The 16,903-nt window shown below is 43.1% G+C and carries 15 protein-coding genes; 9 read left to right on the top strand and 6 right to left on the bottom strand.

The features are described from left to right. Nucleotides 1-90 precede the first annotated feature (90 nt). A complete protein-coding gene (locus PJ15_RS13680) occupies nt 91-867 on the top strand; it encodes an SDR family oxidoreductase (RefSeq protein WP_047431711.1) in 777 nt (258 codons plus the stop codon). Nucleotides 868-1,114: 247 nt separating this feature from the next. Next, nucleotides 1,115-1,549: a hypothetical protein gene (locus PJ15_RS13675; protein WP_047431710.1), complete on the top strand. Its 435-nt coding sequence runs from the start codon at nt 1,115-1,117 to the stop codon at nt 1,547-1,549. Between the two features lie 98 nt (nt 1,550-1,647). Here PJ15_RS13675 and PJ15_RS13670 read toward each other — a convergent pair whose 3' ends face one another. The 4 genes from PJ15_RS13670 to cysM all read right to left on the bottom strand — a co-directional run bounded on the left by PJ15_RS13670 (nt 1,648) and on the right by cysM (nt 7,231). After that, nucleotides 1,648-3,951, bottom strand: a complete 2,304-nt coding sequence (locus tag PJ15_RS13670) for a RelA/SpoT family protein (RefSeq protein WP_047431707.1) — start codon at nt 3,949-3,951, stop codon at nt 1,648-1,650. 31 nt (nt 3,952-3,982) lie between these two features. Then, nucleotides 3,983-5,392, bottom strand: coding sequence for a 23S rRNA (uracil(1939)-C(5))-methyltransferase RlmD (gene rlmD / locus PJ15_RS13665; protein WP_047431705.1), 1,410 nt, complete (start codon nt 5,390-5,392; stop codon nt 3,983-3,985). A gap of 9 nt (nt 5,393-5,401) precedes the next feature. After that, nucleotides 5,402-6,223, bottom strand: a complete 822-nt coding sequence (locus PJ15_RS13660; RefSeq protein ID WP_047431700.1) for a 3'-5' exonuclease — start codon at nt 6,221-6,223, stop codon at nt 5,402-5,404. Between the two features lie 78 nt (nt 6,224-6,301). Further along, nucleotides 6,302-7,231, bottom strand: coding sequence for a cysteine synthase CysM (gene cysM / locus PJ15_RS13655; protein ID WP_004774672.1), 930 nt, complete (start codon nt 7,229-7,231; stop codon nt 6,302-6,304). A 149-nt stretch (nt 7,232-7,380) separates the two neighbouring features. Between cysM and PJ15_RS13650 the strand changes: the two genes are divergently transcribed. The 7 genes from PJ15_RS13650 to PJ15_RS13620 all read left to right on the top strand — a co-directional run bounded on the left by PJ15_RS13650 (nt 7,381) and on the right by PJ15_RS13620 (nt 15,051). Next, nucleotides 7,381-10,191, top strand: a complete 2,811-nt coding sequence (locus PJ15_RS13650) for an ATP-binding protein (protein WP_047431696.1) — start codon at nt 7,381-7,383, stop codon at nt 10,189-10,191. Nucleotides 10,192-10,266: 75 nt separating this feature from the next. Beyond that, on the top strand, nt 10,267-11,055 hold the full coding sequence (locus PJ15_RS13645; RefSeq protein WP_047431694.1) for a crotonase/enoyl-CoA hydratase family protein: 789 nt from the start codon (nt 10,267-10,269) through the stop codon (nt 11,053-11,055). 21 nt (nt 11,056-11,076) lie between these two features. Next, complete coding sequence (locus PJ15_RS13640; protein ID WP_047431693.1) at nt 11,077-11,943, top strand: NAD(P)-dependent oxidoreductase; 867 nt, start codon at nt 11,077-11,079, stop codon at nt 11,941-11,943. 30 nt (nt 11,944-11,973) lie between these two features. After that, a complete protein-coding gene (locus tag PJ15_RS13635) occupies nt 11,974-12,768 on the top strand; it encodes a hydroxypyruvate isomerase family protein (RefSeq protein ID WP_047431692.1) in 795 nt (264 codons plus the stop codon). Between the two features lie 81 nt (nt 12,769-12,849). Further along, nucleotides 12,850-13,248 (top strand): ribosome silencing factor, encoded by a 399-nt coding sequence (gene rsfS / locus PJ15_RS13630; protein ID WP_004774663.1) that lies wholly within the window; start codon nt 12,850-12,852, stop codon nt 13,246-13,248. Between the two features lie 179 nt (nt 13,249-13,427). Next, nucleotides 13,428-14,048 carry an NUDIX hydrolase gene (locus PJ15_RS13625; RefSeq protein WP_047431686.1) on the top strand — a complete coding sequence of 207 codons (621 nt, stop codon included), beginning with the start codon at nt 13,428-13,430 and terminating at the stop codon, nt 14,046-14,048. A gap of 181 nt (nt 14,049-14,229) precedes the next feature. After that, nucleotides 14,230-15,051 carry an SDR family NAD(P)-dependent oxidoreductase gene (locus tag PJ15_RS13620; RefSeq protein WP_047431683.1) on the top strand — a complete coding sequence of 274 codons (822 nt, stop codon included), beginning with the start codon at nt 14,230-14,232 and terminating at the stop codon, nt 15,049-15,051. Nucleotides 15,052-15,117: 66 nt separating this feature from the next. Here PJ15_RS13620 and PJ15_RS13615 read toward each other — a convergent pair whose 3' ends face one another. Beyond that, nucleotides 15,118-16,572 carry an NAD(P)(+) transhydrogenase (Re/Si-specific) subunit beta gene (locus PJ15_RS13615; protein WP_047431679.1) on the bottom strand — a complete coding sequence of 485 codons (1,455 nt, stop codon included), beginning with the start codon at nt 16,570-16,572 and terminating at the stop codon, nt 15,118-15,120. 3 nt (nt 16,573-16,575) lie between these two features. Further along, nucleotides 16,576-16,899 (bottom strand): proton-translocating transhydrogenase family protein, encoded by a 324-nt coding sequence (locus tag PJ15_RS13610; protein ID WP_004774657.1) that lies wholly within the window; start codon nt 16,897-16,899, stop codon nt 16,576-16,578. Between the last annotated feature and the right edge of the window lie 4 nt (nt 16,900-16,903).

The following is a 16,903-nucleotide window of genomic DNA, read 5'->3' as shown; positions in this document are numbered from 1 at the left end:
AAACCAGATGCAGCCAAATTGTTGCAGCTTAAACACGCTTATGCGTAATATACAGGCACGCAAAATATCAATATAAAGCAAGGGAAAGCAATGCAAAATAGTGTTTTTATTAGCGGGGCTGCACAAGGGATTGGTGCTGAAATCGCTCGCCTCTTCTACCAACATGGTTTCAAAGTTGGAATCTACGACATCAATACCGAACAGGCTCAACATCTGGCACAACAACTGGGTGTGAATGCCAAAGCGGGTTATCTGGATGTCAGCGACTATCAGCAATGGCAAACTGCACTACAAGAATTTACGCTTTGGGCTGGCCAACTGAATATTCTGGTTAACAATGCAGGCATTCTTTATTCGGGCGCATTCGAAAACACCGAGATCCAATCACACCATCGCATCATGGATATTAATGTCAAAGGTGTACTCAATGGCTGCCATGCCGCTTTAGCACATCTACAACAGGCCCGTTTTGCCCGTGTCATTAATTTATCTTCGGCCTCTGCGATTTATGGGCAGGCTGATTTGGCTTGCTACTCTGCCAGCAAGTTTGCTGTGCGAGGTTTAACTGAAGCCTTAGATGTGGAGTGGCAAAAATACAAGATTCGCGTTCTGGATGTCATGCCACTCTTTGTGCAAACCAATATGGTGAAAGACATGGATGCAGGTAGTATTCAACATATGGGCGTAAACCTCACAGCTTCAGATGTTGCTCAACAGGTTTTACAACTGGCACAACAAAAAGATCATGCCCTACTTGCAACCCATACCCCTGTGGGGATGAAAACTAAACTCATATATCAGCTCTCTCATTTGAGTCCACAATTTTTAAATCGAATAACCAATATATTATTATCAAGAAAAAAATAATTTTTAACGCCTTTGATATTATAAAAACATCAAAGGCATTTTTAAAAACACTAAAATAAAAAATAAACGGGCCAACATTAAAATCTAACTTTAAACACACATTTAAAACAAGAAAACACCTAAAAATCACAACAAAACGCCAAAAACCTTAAAAAACATTCAGATTGTCAATTATTAAGGTTTTTAATGGTAAAACTTAATCGTATTTTTTTTTATTATGCAACCCTTCTTTTCGAGGGATTTAATAATGAAAAAATTACTAGTTTTAACTTTAGCGGCAACATTTTCTTTTTCAGCTTTTGCTGCAAGCGAAAATGCAGACAAACCATTTTCAACCACTGAATTAAAAGCAATGAGCTGTGCTGATCTTTCTGTTGAACAAGCAAATGCTAAACGTGAACTTGCTGAAGCAGACAAGAACATTGCAAATATTAATGCAAATGCACAAGCACCGGGTAAAGCCGTGAGTAAATGGGCTGGTCTTGCAAGTGGTGCATTAAGTACTTTCGCAGGTAATTCAGAGAAAGCGGCTAAAGTGAGTCAAATTGCCAATAATCTTGCGGGTGAAGAAGATACTTCTGATGCGGCTAATTTAACCTTACAGCAAGCGATTAAAACAAAGGCACAAACCAACATTGATAACATGACTATTTATCAAAAAAGTAAAAAGTGCAAAATGTAATTTCTAAATTAGACATTATTATTAAAACCCAACATAGGTTCTAATAATAAAAAATAAAACCTGCAATATTGCAGGTTTTATTTCTCAACTTAGATCAATTAACTTCCTTGAACTAAACGTCTTGCACTAATAATTCCAGGCTGCTGCTCTAAACGTGCCAGCAAACGAGATAATTGAGCCAATCCTTTTACTTCAATCAACAACTTCATATTGGCAATACCATCTGCCTCAGAAATTGTATTGACCTGACGAATATTAATTTGATCCGAGAAAATAACCTGTGTCAGATCTTTGAGCAGACCACGGCGATCATAAGCTTCCACCACGATCTGAACACTCTGACCACGCGTTGGCTGCATTTCCCAATCGGCTTCAACAGCACGTTCAGGTTCTTGTGTCGTCATGCGAATATAGTCTGGACATGCAACTTTATGAATACTCACACCACGATTCAAGGTGATATAACCACCAATCGATTCACCATGTACAGGCTGACAACACTGTGCAATGTGCAGTTCAACGTTGTCCAGACCATCAATCAAGATGCCGTGTGCAGATAAAGTATGGCTAGCACGCGGATTCAATGCAGGTTTTAACACCAGTTCAGGCTCATCCTGATCCAGATGCATTTGACGGTTCACCTGATTCATCAAGGCATGCAGACTGATATCGCCACTCACCAATGCAACCAAGATATCATCACCTGCCTTCAGATTGAAATGCGATGAATAATCCTTAAGGTCGATACTCTTTGGATGGATCGCTAAACGCGCCAGCTCTTTATTGAGTAACTCGCGTCCAACTTCGACATTCTTACTACGATCTTGCTGTCTAAACCAATGGCGTAACTTGTCACGCGCACGTGCAGTCTTGATATAACCCAGCGAGTTCACCAACCAGTCACGGTTCGGTTCACGATCTTTTTTGGTTAAAATCTCAACCTGCTCACCCGTCTTTAACATATAGGTTAAAGGCACATAACGCTGGTTTACACGTGCGGCATAGCACTTGTTTCCAACCTCGGTATGCACATGGTAAGCAAAATCCAGAACGGTTGAACCACGAGGTAACTCTTTGATGTCACCATCACGACTAAACACATAGATCTTTTCAAAATTTTCAAAATCCTGAATCTGATCAATGCCGTTCGATTCTTCATCTTCACCATGCGGCGTGGTTTCGGTACGTTCCTGATAGTGTTCAAGTACCGCACGTAAAGAATGCAAACGATCATTAAAGGAATGATCGGTATTCTTGGCGCCTTCTTTGTAGTTAAAGTGCGAACACACCCCAAGCTCAGCTTCGTTATGCATTTCAAAAGTACGAATTTGTACTTCCAGTGATTTGTTCTCTGCAATCACCGCTGTATGCAATGAACGATAGCCGTTGGCTTTTGGATTGGTGACATAGTCATCGAACTGGTTCGGAATATGACGCCAGATTTGATGAACAATGCCCAAGGCATGGTAGCAATCAGGCACATTTTTCACTAACACACGCACTGCACGGATGTCATAAAGCTGATCAAAGCTGAGGTTCTTGCTTTTCATTTTTCGATAAATCGAATAAATGTGCTTCACACGCCCAGTAATTTCCGCATGGATATCATATGCAGCCAATTCAGTTTTCAGTTTATCAATCACAAACTGAATATACTGCTCACGCTCCAAACGCTTTTCATTCAATAAAGACGCAATTTCTTTATAACGTTCTGGGGCCAAATAACGAAAGGCAAGGTCTTCCAGTTCCCACTTTAGCTGTGCAATACCGAGACGATGCGCCAACGGCGAGTAAATGGTGAGAATTTCGCGTGCTACACGTTCCTGACGTTCTTTACTTGCTGTTGCCAGTTCACGCAAAGCATAAGTACGCTCTGCCAGCTTGATGAGTACAACCCGAACATCTTCCGTTACTGAGATCAGCATTTTATAAATGCCATTTAGATGTTCGCGTTGATTATTATTAAAATGGTCTTCTAAACGCTTATTCTTTTCAATCAACTCCGACAGTTTACCCATTGCAAGAGTGCCTTGAACCAAAGCTAGAACCTGATCGCCAAACTGTTGTTGAATGTCCTCTAAAGTAATGAGACCTTCACGTACACTACGATATAACACTGCCGCTGAAAGCGTGTCTTCGTCGACATGCAAATGGGCCAAAATATCTGCCATACCAATCCCTGTACTAAAGGTATTGATACGATGATCCGTCGCTTGTAACTCTTTTGCTAAGGTAAGCTCGGCAACTTTTTGAAGTTGTTTTAGCTCAGCCCCATCCAAAATACCACGCACTCGATCTAGCCAAGAGACTAGACTACTTTGCGCTTCAGCGGCATGTTCTACAGTCGCTTCCTCAGACAACTCTTGGAGTCGTCCAGGTAACTGTTCACGTACTGTGACCATACCTTTCTCCTCTGGATATGTAACTCATTTTTTAATCGTTTATCTCTTCGATTTTTTCAAGCTTCTCAATCTTTTCAAACAGGGCAATCGATTCAACATGTTCAGTATGCGTAAACATGTCCATCACCGCAGCTTTTTTCAACTGATAGCCATATTGTGCCAGTACACCTGCATCCCTTGCCAGTGTTGATGGGTTACATGATACATAAACGATTCTTTTCGCTCCAAAATTAGGTACATATTGCATAACCTCAAACGCACCTGATCGTGGAGGATCAATTAATAATGCATCAAATCCCTGTTTCGCCCAAGAATGATGCGAAAAGTCTTTTGTTAAATCTTGTGAAAAGAATAGCGCTTGTGACAATTGATTCGCTTTCGCATTTTCAGTTGCCCGTTGCACCATCTCATCACTCGCTTCAACACCGACCACCTGACCAGTCTCACCCACACGACGTGCAATCGGGAGAGAGAAATTGCCTAATCCACAGAATAGGTCAAGCACTCTTTCCCCTTCCTGTAATTGAAGCAATTCACATGCCAAGTGAATCATTTGTGCATTTACACCACTATTCACTTGGGTAAAGTCTAAAGGTGAAAATGCAAATTTGACTGCAAAATCATCCAGACTGTAATGCAAACGCATCGGTGCCTGTGAATCATCTACGCGATGTAAACTATCGCCCCCTTTGGGCTGCAAATACAACTGCCATCCTTTGAGTAACGTAAACTGACGTAATTGGTTGACATCCGACGCATTTAATTCATCCAGATGACGAATCAGCAATGCCACCTCAGTATCGCCCATGGCCAATTCTATATGACCAATATGAGCTTTGCCTGTAAGACTTTCGAGTAACTTCTTAAGTTCAGGCAAGGTTGCGGATAAAGTTTGATCCAATACATTGCACTGCTGGATAACGGTGAGATGATTACTATGATGCTCACGGAAACCCATCACCAAACGGTTCTGCTTGGCAATGTAGCGCACACCGATACGGGCACGACGACGATAATCTGTTTTTACCGAACGGATCGGTGCCAACCATTGCTCAGGCGCTAAACCCGCAAAATGTTGTAAATGTGACTTCAACACATTCTGTTTCAACAAAATCTGTTCGTCAGGATGAATATGTTGCAGGCTACAGCCACCACATACCCCAAAATGAGGGCAGATCGGATCAACACGACCTTCAGCCGCCTCGCCTTCCAGCTTGATCATGTCAGCTTCTTCAAGACGAGAAGTCTGGTTGGTAATCTTTGCCTGCACCGTTTCACCAACGAGGCCATAGCGAATAAATACCTTCTTGCCATGCTTTTCTTTAGGATGGTCAGGATGCGTTCCATAATGCGCGATGCCACGCCCTTCATGAGAAAACGCTTCGATTTGAAAGGTATATGTTGGATATTGGGCTGGGCGATGTTTCGCTTTGTGTTTCAAAAGATGAACCTAATTTTTTGGCGCAAAAGTGGGGGCGGTAAATACAGTATATTGCGATGTTTGTTGCCATACCTGTAAAAATTCTGTTTGTTGCGTTTGAGTTTGTAAATAATCAATCGTCGCTTGAGTCAACTGTTGATGATCTTTTTGATTCAACTGACCTTTTAGCAACAACCAGCGGATATAGACCAACCATGTATTCAGCACATCGCCTTCACAATAACTGGTCAATTTTAACCATTGTTCATTGCGTACATAATCTGGCACATGATAGCCCGTCTCACCACGTTTACCTGGGAAACCCAGCAAACAGGCAATATCATCCAGCTTCTGGAAATTACGACCATTAAACATGGCCATCACATCCATCAGGTCAACATGACGATGATGATAACGGTTCTGATAATTGTTGTAACGCTTCTGCTGATCAATTTCACCCTGATCAAATAAGCTTGGTGCAGAAAGCCCATGATACATGGCGCGGAACAAAATCACTGGCAAGTCAAATTGCAAACCATTCCAGCTCACCAGTGTCGGCTGTTTCTTATCAAAAATAGACAAGAACTTAGCCAGCATTTCTGCTTCGCTATTCTGTTCCTGACTGAATGAAAACAGGCGGAAACCTTTTTCATCAATCCATAAACCAGAAATACAAACAATCTCATGCAACGGTAGACGTTGAAAATCGACACCTGATTCTTGACGGCGAATCTTGGTCAGTGCCTGTTCCACATCCGCTTCTGGCAAGTCCAGATCATAGAGATGGGCCCCTGCCTTTATATCGGTCAGCGTTTCAATATCAAAAACTAAAATCGGAAAGCGTAAATTCATTTCAGAATTCCCTTACGGAGCGAAACAGCTCCCTTGAACCAAGGGTGAGCTGTCATTATAACAGCGCCCGACGGGAGATTAGTCTTCATCTTGAACTGAAAATAAACCTGTTGATAAATAACGGTCACCGCGGTCACAGATAATGCAGACAATCACGGCATCAGGTGTTTCTTCGGCAATTTTAATCGATGCCCAAACTGCACCACCTGAAGATGTACCTGCACTGATGCCTTCAGTACGTGCCAGCTTACGCATGGTTTTTTCAGCTTCAATCTGGGGAATATCAATAATACGGTCGACACGACGACGATCAAAAATAGTTGGCAGATATTCTTCAGGCCAGCGGCGAATCCCCGCGATGCTTGAACCATCTGAAGGTTGTAAACCGACAATTTGAATATCTGGGTTTTGTTCTTTCAAATATTTAGAAACACCCATGATGGTACCTGTGGTGCCCATCGAGCTGACAAAATGGGTAATCTTGCCACCTGTTTGCTTCCAGATTTCAGGCCCTGTAGTTAGATAATGCGCTTCAACATTATCAGGGTTACCAAACTGATTCAGAACAAAGCCCTTACCTTCTGCCTGCATTTGCATAGCGAGGTCACGTGCGCCTTCCATCCCTTGCTGCTGAGTCACTTCAATCAACTCTGCACCATAAGCCAGCATGGCATCTTTACGTTCCTGACTCATGTTGTTTGGCATGATCAGCTTCATTTTATAACCGCGCATTGCCGCAACCATTGCCAAAGCAATACCTGTATTGCCACTGGTGGCTTCAATCAAGGTATCGCCTGGCTGAATCTGCCCACGTTTTTCTGCCTGTACAATCATGTTATAAGCAGGACGATCCTTGACTGAACCTGCTGGATTGTTACCTTCTAATTTGGCTAATACCGTGGCCTGGGTATGACACGCTAAACGCTGCAAACGTACTAAAGGGGTTTTACCGACATAATAATCAAGTAAAAATTCATCTGCTAAAAAATCAGTTTGCGTATTCGTCATGATCGACACCGATATTAAGGTGGCGACTATTGTATGAAAAAAACAGAAATACTGCACCATTTCACTCTGCTTTTTATTGGCAAGCAGATGTCTGCGCTTATCAGAAAGCATGCTAAGATATTGCGCAGAATGATAAATCTGACCGAACTATGTCAAATTTCAATAAGACCATATCGAAACGTTTACGCCTCAATCATGCTTATGGGCAGTTGATTGCACTTATTCTTGTGCCAATTGCGATTTTGACAAGTGTAGGAATTCTTTGGGTTTTAGCCGAAACGACCAACTCAGCCAAGCAACAACAGCGCTCAGATGCTTCTGCGATTTTGGCACGCTATCATCAAACGGCTAATGATTTATTAAAGCTGGTTCAAGAGCAACCCGATCAATATGATCGCGCGCAAAACATCATGCAAAAAATGTTTGATGAAAAGAATTTACAACGTGCGGTGCTGATTGATAACAAAGGACAGACCTATTTAAGTGTCGGTTATCAAAACAACCGCTTCTGGCCTAATTTCCCCAATAACAGTAATTTTTTTGGCCCTATTTCGCATAATCACAACAACATTTACGGCGCAAAACTCGACAGCGGCAATCCTGATTCTGTCTGGCTGATGATTGAGCTGGATAATCAACCGCTGGAACTGGCTCGTTATAAAGTTTTACTTTCATTGGTGGTCACAGGCTTATTGACCATTCTGATTTTACTGTTCTGCCTGAATGTGTTCTCCCGTCGTTGGCTCGCACCGATCTATGAGATTCGTATGCAGATGCAACGTCTCAACGCGGATACGCTCGATCAGCACATTGTCGTAAACAGTACCGGTGAACTGCGTTTACTCCAGCGAGACATTGCCAACGTGGTGAAACGCTTGCACTTTAGCTTTCTCGAATTAAAAGAACATACCGAACAAACAGAAGAAGATTTACGTAGAACCTTAGATACCTTAGAAGTTCAGAACATTACCTATCGTCAGGCGCGTGACCAGGCGATTTCATCGAATCAGTCCAAGTCTGTTTTCCTGGCCAATATCAGTCATGAGCTCAGAACACCACTGAACAGTATTGATGGCTTTATTCATTTGTTGCTGCGTCAGCAAAACCTGAGCAATGAACAAAATCTCTATCTGCAAACGATTCGAAAATCCTCTGCCCACCTATTGGCACTGATTAATGATGTACTGGACTTTTCTAAAATTGATGCGGGCAAATTAGAACTCGAAACCGCCCCGTTTGACCTTGAAGAAGCCATCTTCGATGTGATGGATATGCTCTCGCCGCTGGCGGCACAAAAGCATATCAATATGGCCTTCTATTATGCTGAAAACATTCCTCAGCATGTGGTCGGTGATGCGCTACGCTTTAAACAGATTCTGACCAACCTGATTTCCAATGCGATCAAATTTACCCCTGACGGCGAGATTATCGTGCGGGTGCGTATGGAAGATGATGAGATTGGACAATGTCTATTGCATTTCAGCGTACAGGACAGCGGTATTGGCTTAAGCGGTACTGACCGTAAAAAATTATTTGAATCCTTTTCTCAAGGGGATGCCTCGGTTACCCGTCAATTTGGTGGTACTGGACTCGGTCTGGCTATTTCCAAGCAGCTCGTACATTTGATGCATGGTCAGATTGGCTTTGAGGATAATCAGGAACGCGCGCCAACAGAAAAAGGTTCGACCTTCTGGTTTACGGCGTCCTTTAAAGTGGAAGAACAAGATGAGTTTGTGGAACATCCTCATTTTGACCATTTGCAAGTGGTATCTTATCTGGCTCATCCTGCAACAGCCAGCGTCCTGCGTTCATATCTGGAAAATTATCGTGTTTCACATATCGAAACCCAATCTATTCTGGATTTATTCAGTCGTTTAAATCATCTCAACCAGCAAGAAAGCACTTGGCTGATTGTTGATCACAGCGGTGATACCGAAGCATTACTAAAAGAAATCCGTCAGCGTTATCACGGCAATCTTGCGGTTTATGGCTACCAGATGAGCCTTGATCCGAATATGCTTAATGAATATCGCGCACGTCCGCTCTATCAACCGCTCAGTCGTCGCGAACTGGTTCAGTTGCTCGGCAACCAGCCTATTTTTGAACAAGAACCTGAAGACTTTAATGGTCAAGGTCTACACGTACTAGCAGTCGATGATCATCTACCGAACCTGATTGTGCTTGAAGCTTTACTGGGTGAACTCAATGTCACCACCACCAAAGCATTAAGTGGGCAGAAAGCCATCGACATTATTCAGGAACGTATTGAACAAAAATCACCACCATTCGATCTGGTGTTTATGGATATTCAAATGCCTGTGATGTCAGGTATTGATACGACCCGTGCGATTCGCTCTTTAGAATCAACACTGGATAATGGCATGCAACTGCCAATCATTGCCCTCACCGCACATGCACTGGCAGACGAAAAGCAGAAGTTACTCAAAGTCGGTATGAACGATTACGTAACCAAACCGATTCAGATGGAACAGATCATTCAAATCCTGACGCATTGGACCAAAAATAACTTTAGTGCCCAACCAGTCAATATTGAACAAAAGCGTCCAATCGAATCGATTGATCCAAACATTCTCAACTGGCAACAAAGTATTCAGCTGGCTGCCAATAAAGAAGATCTGGCTCAAGACCTGTTAGGCATGCTGGTCGATAGTTTTGATACTGAACTTGCTGAAATGCAGCAGTTGATTGAAATGGAAGACTTTCCACAACTCGAGCATGTGCTGCATCGTTTATATGGCGCAACGCGTTATGTCGGCACGCCAAACCTGCAACAGGTTTCAGGTGAATTTGAACAATTTGTCTCGACCTTACGTAAAGAGCGTCGCAAAGCAGATGATCAATTTATTCGTGAAACCAATCATCGTTTCAGTGAGCTAAATACTGCCATTGAACAAGTCAGACAGGCAGCAAATTTAATCTTGCATGCGCACGACAGTTAACGTGACTGGGGTGTCATGTTTCAACTCTGACACTCATGCTATGCTGCCTCATCGAACACAATAAGAGTAAGACAGATGGCACTTTTACGCGTTGAAAAGAACAATGGAATTGCGACCGTTTCTTTAAACCGACCAGACAAACGTAATGCAATGAGCTTTGCCTTGTTAAAAGAACTGGTTGCAACCGCAAAAAAAATTGAAAAAGACCGTTCAATCCGTTGTGTCATCTTAACGGGTGAAGCCAATGTATTTAGTGCTGGCATCGACCTGTCTGATCTAAATAATCCGAAGAATACAGCATTTGCAGCATGGGAATTGATCAAGCCTGGACAAAGCCTGTTTCAAAAAGCATTTTTAATCTGGCAGAACCTGCCGATCCCTGTGATTGCAGCCATTGAAGGCTATTGCTTTGGCGCGGGCATGCAACTGGCACTTGCAGCGGACATTCGCATTGCAACACCAACCACTAAAATGTCAATTATGGAAAGCCGCTGGGGCCTCGTCCCAGATATGGGACTGACCCGTTCGCTCAAAGGTCTGATTGGCGTTGATCTTGCCAAAGAACTTACCTTGACTGCGCGTATTTTTGATGCTGAATACGCCAAAGAAATTGGTCTAGTGACACATTTAGACAATGATCCATTGGCAAAGGCAAATCTCATTGCGGAAGAGATTTTACAGCGTTCACCAGATGCGATTATGGCAGCAAAACGCGTTCTGGATGCAATGGAACACCAGCCAGAAAAAGCATTACGCCTAGAAAAGCTTTGGCAACTTAAACTACTATTAGGTAAAAATAGCAGTCTTGCGCGTAAGAAAGACAAAAATCCAGAGGTTGAGTTCCTGCCTCGTCAATATAAATAACCACAACCAGAGTACATTCACATGCATGTTAATCAACAAACACCAATCGCATTTCTAGGTATGGGTTTAATGGGGACACGTATGGCGAGCAGGCTGCTGCAAGCGGGTTATCGCGTGGCGGTCTGGAACCGTAGCCCACATGCATGTGAAGCACTGATCCAACAAGGTGCTCAAAGTCTAGAATTGAAAGAAATTGGAAATTATCCCGTCATTCTGACTTGTCTTGCAGATGATCAGGCAGTTCAAAGTGTCTTTTCCCAGATTCAACCCGAGCTAAAAGCTCAACAAATCATTGTTGACTTTTCTAGCTTGTCCGTTGCCGCTACGCTAAACCTCGCACAAACAGCACAGCAACAGGGTGTGACATGGATTGACTCTCCTGTATCAGGCGGAACTATGGGCGCTGAACAAGGAACCTTAGTCATTTTTGCAGGTGGAGATGCAGCAACCATCCAGCAACTTGGTCCAATTTATCAAGTTCTTTCTCAACGGGTGACCCATATGGGTGAATCTGGCACAGGACAGGCCACCAAGATTTGTAATCAACTGATTGTGGCTGCCAACAGCACTTTAATTGCTGAAGCGGTGGCACTGGCAGATCAGGCAGGCGTCGACACCACACTACTGGCACCCGCCCTTGCAGGCGGCTTTGCCGACTCGAAACCGTTCCAGATTCTTGCCCCTCGTATGGCGACTGATACCTTTGAACCTGTGCAATGGAAAGTGCAAACTTTGTCAAAAGACCTCAACAATGCACTACAACTCGCACAAAGTTTTAACTTAAAGATACCTGTGGCACAAAAAGCTCTACTACAGTTACAAGCCCACCAAGAAAATGGCTTTGCCGAGAAGGATTTAGCTACTATTATCAAAGTTATAGAACAATAAACAGGGTCTATTGATTCAGGGAGTCAGAATATGAGCCATCTCGCAGTCAATTTATCAATGATTTTTACGGAAGTCCCTTTAATTGAGCGTTTTGCTTTAGCCCATGCACACGGATTTCAACAGGTTGAAATTCAATTTCCTTATGAATTAGACATTATTGATATCCGTACCCAACTCGAACAATATAATCTTTCTTTATGCCTGATCAATGTCCCTGCTGGCGATCTGATGCAAGGCGGTAATGGGCTTACAGGGATTCCCGGCCGTGAAATTGAATTCCATCAAGCACTTGAACTGGCGATTCGTTACGCCAATGCACTCAATGTCCCGCGGGTCAATATTCTGGCAGGAAAACAACCGCTGGATGCAGATCTGCTGCCTTGCCTCAACACACTGGCCAGCAACCTGAAGCTTGCTTGCCACATGTTCACCGAGCAAGGAATTGAGCCTGTTTTTGAGATGATCAATGGTACGGATATGCCACGCTTTTTGATCCAGAACATTGCACAAGGTCAGGAAATGCTGGAAGCCGTCCACCACCCTGCCTTGAAAATGCAATATGACTGCTACCATATGGCGATGATGGGTGAAGATGTTTTAGCTGGTCTACAAGAAAATCTACACCAGATTGGACATATCCAATTTGCCGACTGTCCCGGCCGCCATGAGCCAGATACAGGAAATATCCCGTACAAACAGATCTTTGACTGGTTGCTACAAAGTGACTATCGAGGTCTCATTGCGGCAGAATATCGACCAAAAACCCAGTCAGATCAATCTTTTGCATGGAAAAAGAAGTACTTTTCCAATGATGTGAATACATAAACTGTTACTGCTAAAATTTGAACTTTTTAGAGAAAAACGGTATATTTGACAATGAGCAATTGTCAGGAAAATATACCCTCTATGAATTTAGAACCATCGCCCAGCGCTTCTAATTCTCACGACCTAAAAATCAAAACAGCGAACAAAGATGTACAGGCTTGCCTTAAAGTTGTACATGAAGCTCTCACTGATGTAAAAGCCAAAGATATTCTTGAACTTGACGTAAGTACGATCAGCAATGTTGCCGATGCAATTGTAATTGCAAGCGGTACATCGACTCGTCATGTTAAAGCCCTTGCAGATAATGTTGCTGATGAAGCACGTAAAGCAGGTTTCCGCCCAATCGGTGTCGAAGGTGAACGCGATGCTGAATGGATCTTAATCGATCTCGGTTTCGTTGTGGTACATGTGATGTTACCAACCGCGCGTAAGTTCTATGACCTAGAAAGCTTATGGCGTGCACCCGAATCTGTAGCGTAAAGCTCTCCAAAAAAGCGACCGAATCGGTCGCTTTTTTTATATTTAGATCACCCACGAGAATCTCTTTCACACTGTCTTTATTATTTCCTTCTCCAGCTTCACAAATCTTTCTTCTGATTGCCAATCAACACAACAATGCTAGTATAAATACACCCATCACCAATTAAATCTAAAACCATATGAAAGATTCAACTGAATGGATTGAAACACTCAATAAAATTACTGGACTCGCGCAAACAGGTTTGTACTACTCAAAAGATGTCTATGACAAAGAACGTTATGACCAAATTATCAGTTATGTCCGCACGTTAATTGATTTAAAAGAAATAGACACGACAGACTTTATTGCAAATGTGCTTCAGGATGTCGGATATGCAACACCTAAAATAGATGTACGTGCAGTTGTATTTAAAGACAATAAACTCTTATTAGCCAAAGAAACACAGGACGGCTTATGGTCTATTCCAGGCGGCTGGGCTGATATTGGCTACTCAGCAGCAGAGAATGCTGAAAAAGAAGTGTTAGAGGAAACAGGTTTAGAAGTGAAAGTAACAAGACTTCTCTCCCTGACAGATCGGAGAAAACACCCTCATCCAGCCATGTTTTTACATGTGTATAAGGCTTTCTTTTGGTGTGAACTCATTGGAGGTGAGTTAAAACCAAGTATTGAAACATCTGAAGTTGGATTCTTTGGTAGAAATGAATTACCTCCTATTTCGACAGCTCGTGTTACAGAAACACAAATCCACCAATTTTTTGAGTTACTACAAGAACTACCTGAGAGTACTTATTTCGACTAACGTTCAATTCTGAAACTCATCAAAAAATATAATCCCAAAAAACAATATCTTTGCCATCTTGAGGACCAGCAAATACCAGTTATCACCCACAACCAATTTTGACATGACAAATTGTCAAAATTCCAGCACTATACAGATTCTTGCAATCCCACCAATAAATAGCATAACTGGAGTACAGGAAGTGAAAATACTGATTACAGGTGCCAATACTGGCATTGGTTTTGCCACGGCAGAACAGTTGGTTAAACAAGGGCAACACGTGATTCTCGCATGCAGAAACCCACAAAAGGCGCAAGAAGCACAAAGCAAGTTACGCGCACTCGACCAAGGACAAGTCGATCTTATCTCCCTCGACCTCAACAGCCTTGAATTTACCCGAAAAGCAGCCGATGAAATCGCAGATCGTTACGGCAAGCTGGATGTGTTAATCAACAATGCGGGCTTATTTGCCAAGACCAAACAGCTGACAGCCGATGGCTTCGAGCAACAATTTGGTGTCAATTATCTGGGTCATTTTTTATTGACGCAAAAACTGCTTCCTGTTTTAAAACAATCTCCTCAAGCACGGATTGTCCATTTAGCCTCGATTGCACACTGGGCAGGTTCAATCAAACCGAATAAATTCCGCGCAGAAGGTTTTTACAACCCTTTGTTTTATTATGGGCAATCCAAGCTGGCGAATTTATTGCTGAGTAATGCCCTCGCAGAACAACTAGTAGATAGCTCAATCACCAATAATGCGCTACACCCCGGGGGTGTCGCTTCCGATATCTATCGCGACCTACCTAAACCTGTTTATGCCGCGATGAAATTAGGTCTAGTTCCAACCTCTGTGCCTGCAAAACTGATTACCCAAATGGCGATTGGAGATGAATGGGCAAAACGCAATGGAGAATATGTCAGTGCACATATGCCTGACTGGAAATCTTCACATGCCAAAAATCAGCAACTGGCACGTGACCTATATCAACGGTCTATGAACCTTGTTGAAAAGTTTATTTAAACAAAAATAACTTCAAATAAAAAAAGCCACCCAAGGGTGGCTTTTACAATCTTGATTGAAGTCAGATTAGTGACCACCACCATTGATTGCTTTCGTCATATCTTCCACAACTTTCTTGGCATCACCAAAGATCATCATGGTTTTTTCATTGTAGAACAAATCATTGTCTAGGCCAGCATAACCTGTCGCCATAGAGCGTTTGATCACCATGATGGTACGTGCTTTATGCGCTTCAAGGATCGGCATACCATAAATTGGTGAACTTGGATCATCTTTCGCTGCAGGGTTAACAACGTCGTTCGCACCAATCACAAGTACCACGTCTGTTGCAGGGAAGTCTGAGTTGATCTCATCCATTTCCAAGATGTCTTCATACGCAACATCTGCTTCTGCCAACAATACGTTCATGTGACCAGGCATACGGCCCGCAACTGGGTGAATCGCAAAGCGAACTTTTACACCCTGCTCTTTCAAGATTTCACACAACTCTTTAACAGCATTCTGTGCACGACCTTGCGCCATACCGTAACCCGGTACAATCACAACGCTGTCTGCATTTGACATCAGGAAGCCTGCATCATCTGCTGAACCAGAACGGTGGTTACGTTGAACTTGCTCACCCTTGTCTGCTGACGCAACAGCTGCACCGCCCATTGCACCACCAAACAATACGTTGATGATTGAACGGTTCATCGCCTTACACATGATGTAAGAAAGAATCGCACCAGAAGAACCAACCAGTGAACCCGCAACGATCAACATATTGTTTTCAAGTGTGAAACCAATACCTGCCGCGGCCCAACCAGAGAATGAGTTCAACAGTGATACCACAACTGGCATATCACCACCACCCACTGGCGCAATCCATACCCAGCCAAATGCAAGTGCAAGTGCTGTCATTGCCCAGAACGCAGTCATGTTACCTGTGGTAAAGAAGTAGAAACCACACGCCAGCATTGCAATAAAGATGATGGCCTGAACAGGTTTAACCCATGCACCAGAGATTGTTTTTGCCCATTTCTTTGCAGCCAATTTACCGTAAGCAAATACAGATGCAGTGAATGTAATCGCACCAACGAAGCAACCTACGAACAATTCAAATAAATGAACTGAACTCATATGTGCATGTTGAACACCCGCAGCCGTTAAAGCAGCTTCATTTTGCGCAAACAATGTAGTGAGCTGGTTGTTATGCAAGATCGCAGCAATCGCAATCAATACCGCAGCCAAACCGACCAAAGAGTGCATCAATGCTACAGTTTCAGGCATTTGTGTCATTGGAACAGTTTTCGCACGTGCGATACCAACCACAGCACCTAACACCATTGCACCGCCAATCATCCAAACCACTGGATGTTCAGCAACAAAGAAAGTCGTCACAACAGCAATCGCCATTGCGATCATACCGTAACGGTTACCCGCAATTGCAGTCTTAGGGCCAGACAAACCACGTAAGGTTAAGATAAAGAGGACAGCACCAATCAGGTAGAACCAATCCGCATAGTCTCGAATGAATTCCATCGCTTAGCCCTCTTTTTTCTTTTGCTTCGGCTTGAACATTTCAAGCATACGAGCAGTTACAGCAAAGCCACCGAAGATGTTAATGCTTGCCAAGAACACAGCAATCGCACCAAGCACACTCACCACATTGACACTTTGGAATGCAACATTTGCATCAACACCAATCGCAGGCATACCCACAGTCTGGATCATCGCGCCAACCACAATAATTGAAGACAACGCGTTGGTTACCGCCATTAAAGGGGTATGCAATGCAGGTGTTACGCCCCACACCACGTAATAACCTACGAAGATGGCAAGGACGAAAATTGTAATCGTTTCAACCATGAGA

Source organism: Acinetobacter sp. neg1, from assembly GCF_000788125.1.
In the GTDB taxonomy this organism is placed as follows: Bacteria; Pseudomonadota; Gammaproteobacteria; order Pseudomonadales; family Moraxellaceae; genus Acinetobacter; species Acinetobacter vivianii.
Note: the sequence above shows the minus strand (reverse complement) of the source record. Positions and strands in the feature narration are given on the sequence as shown.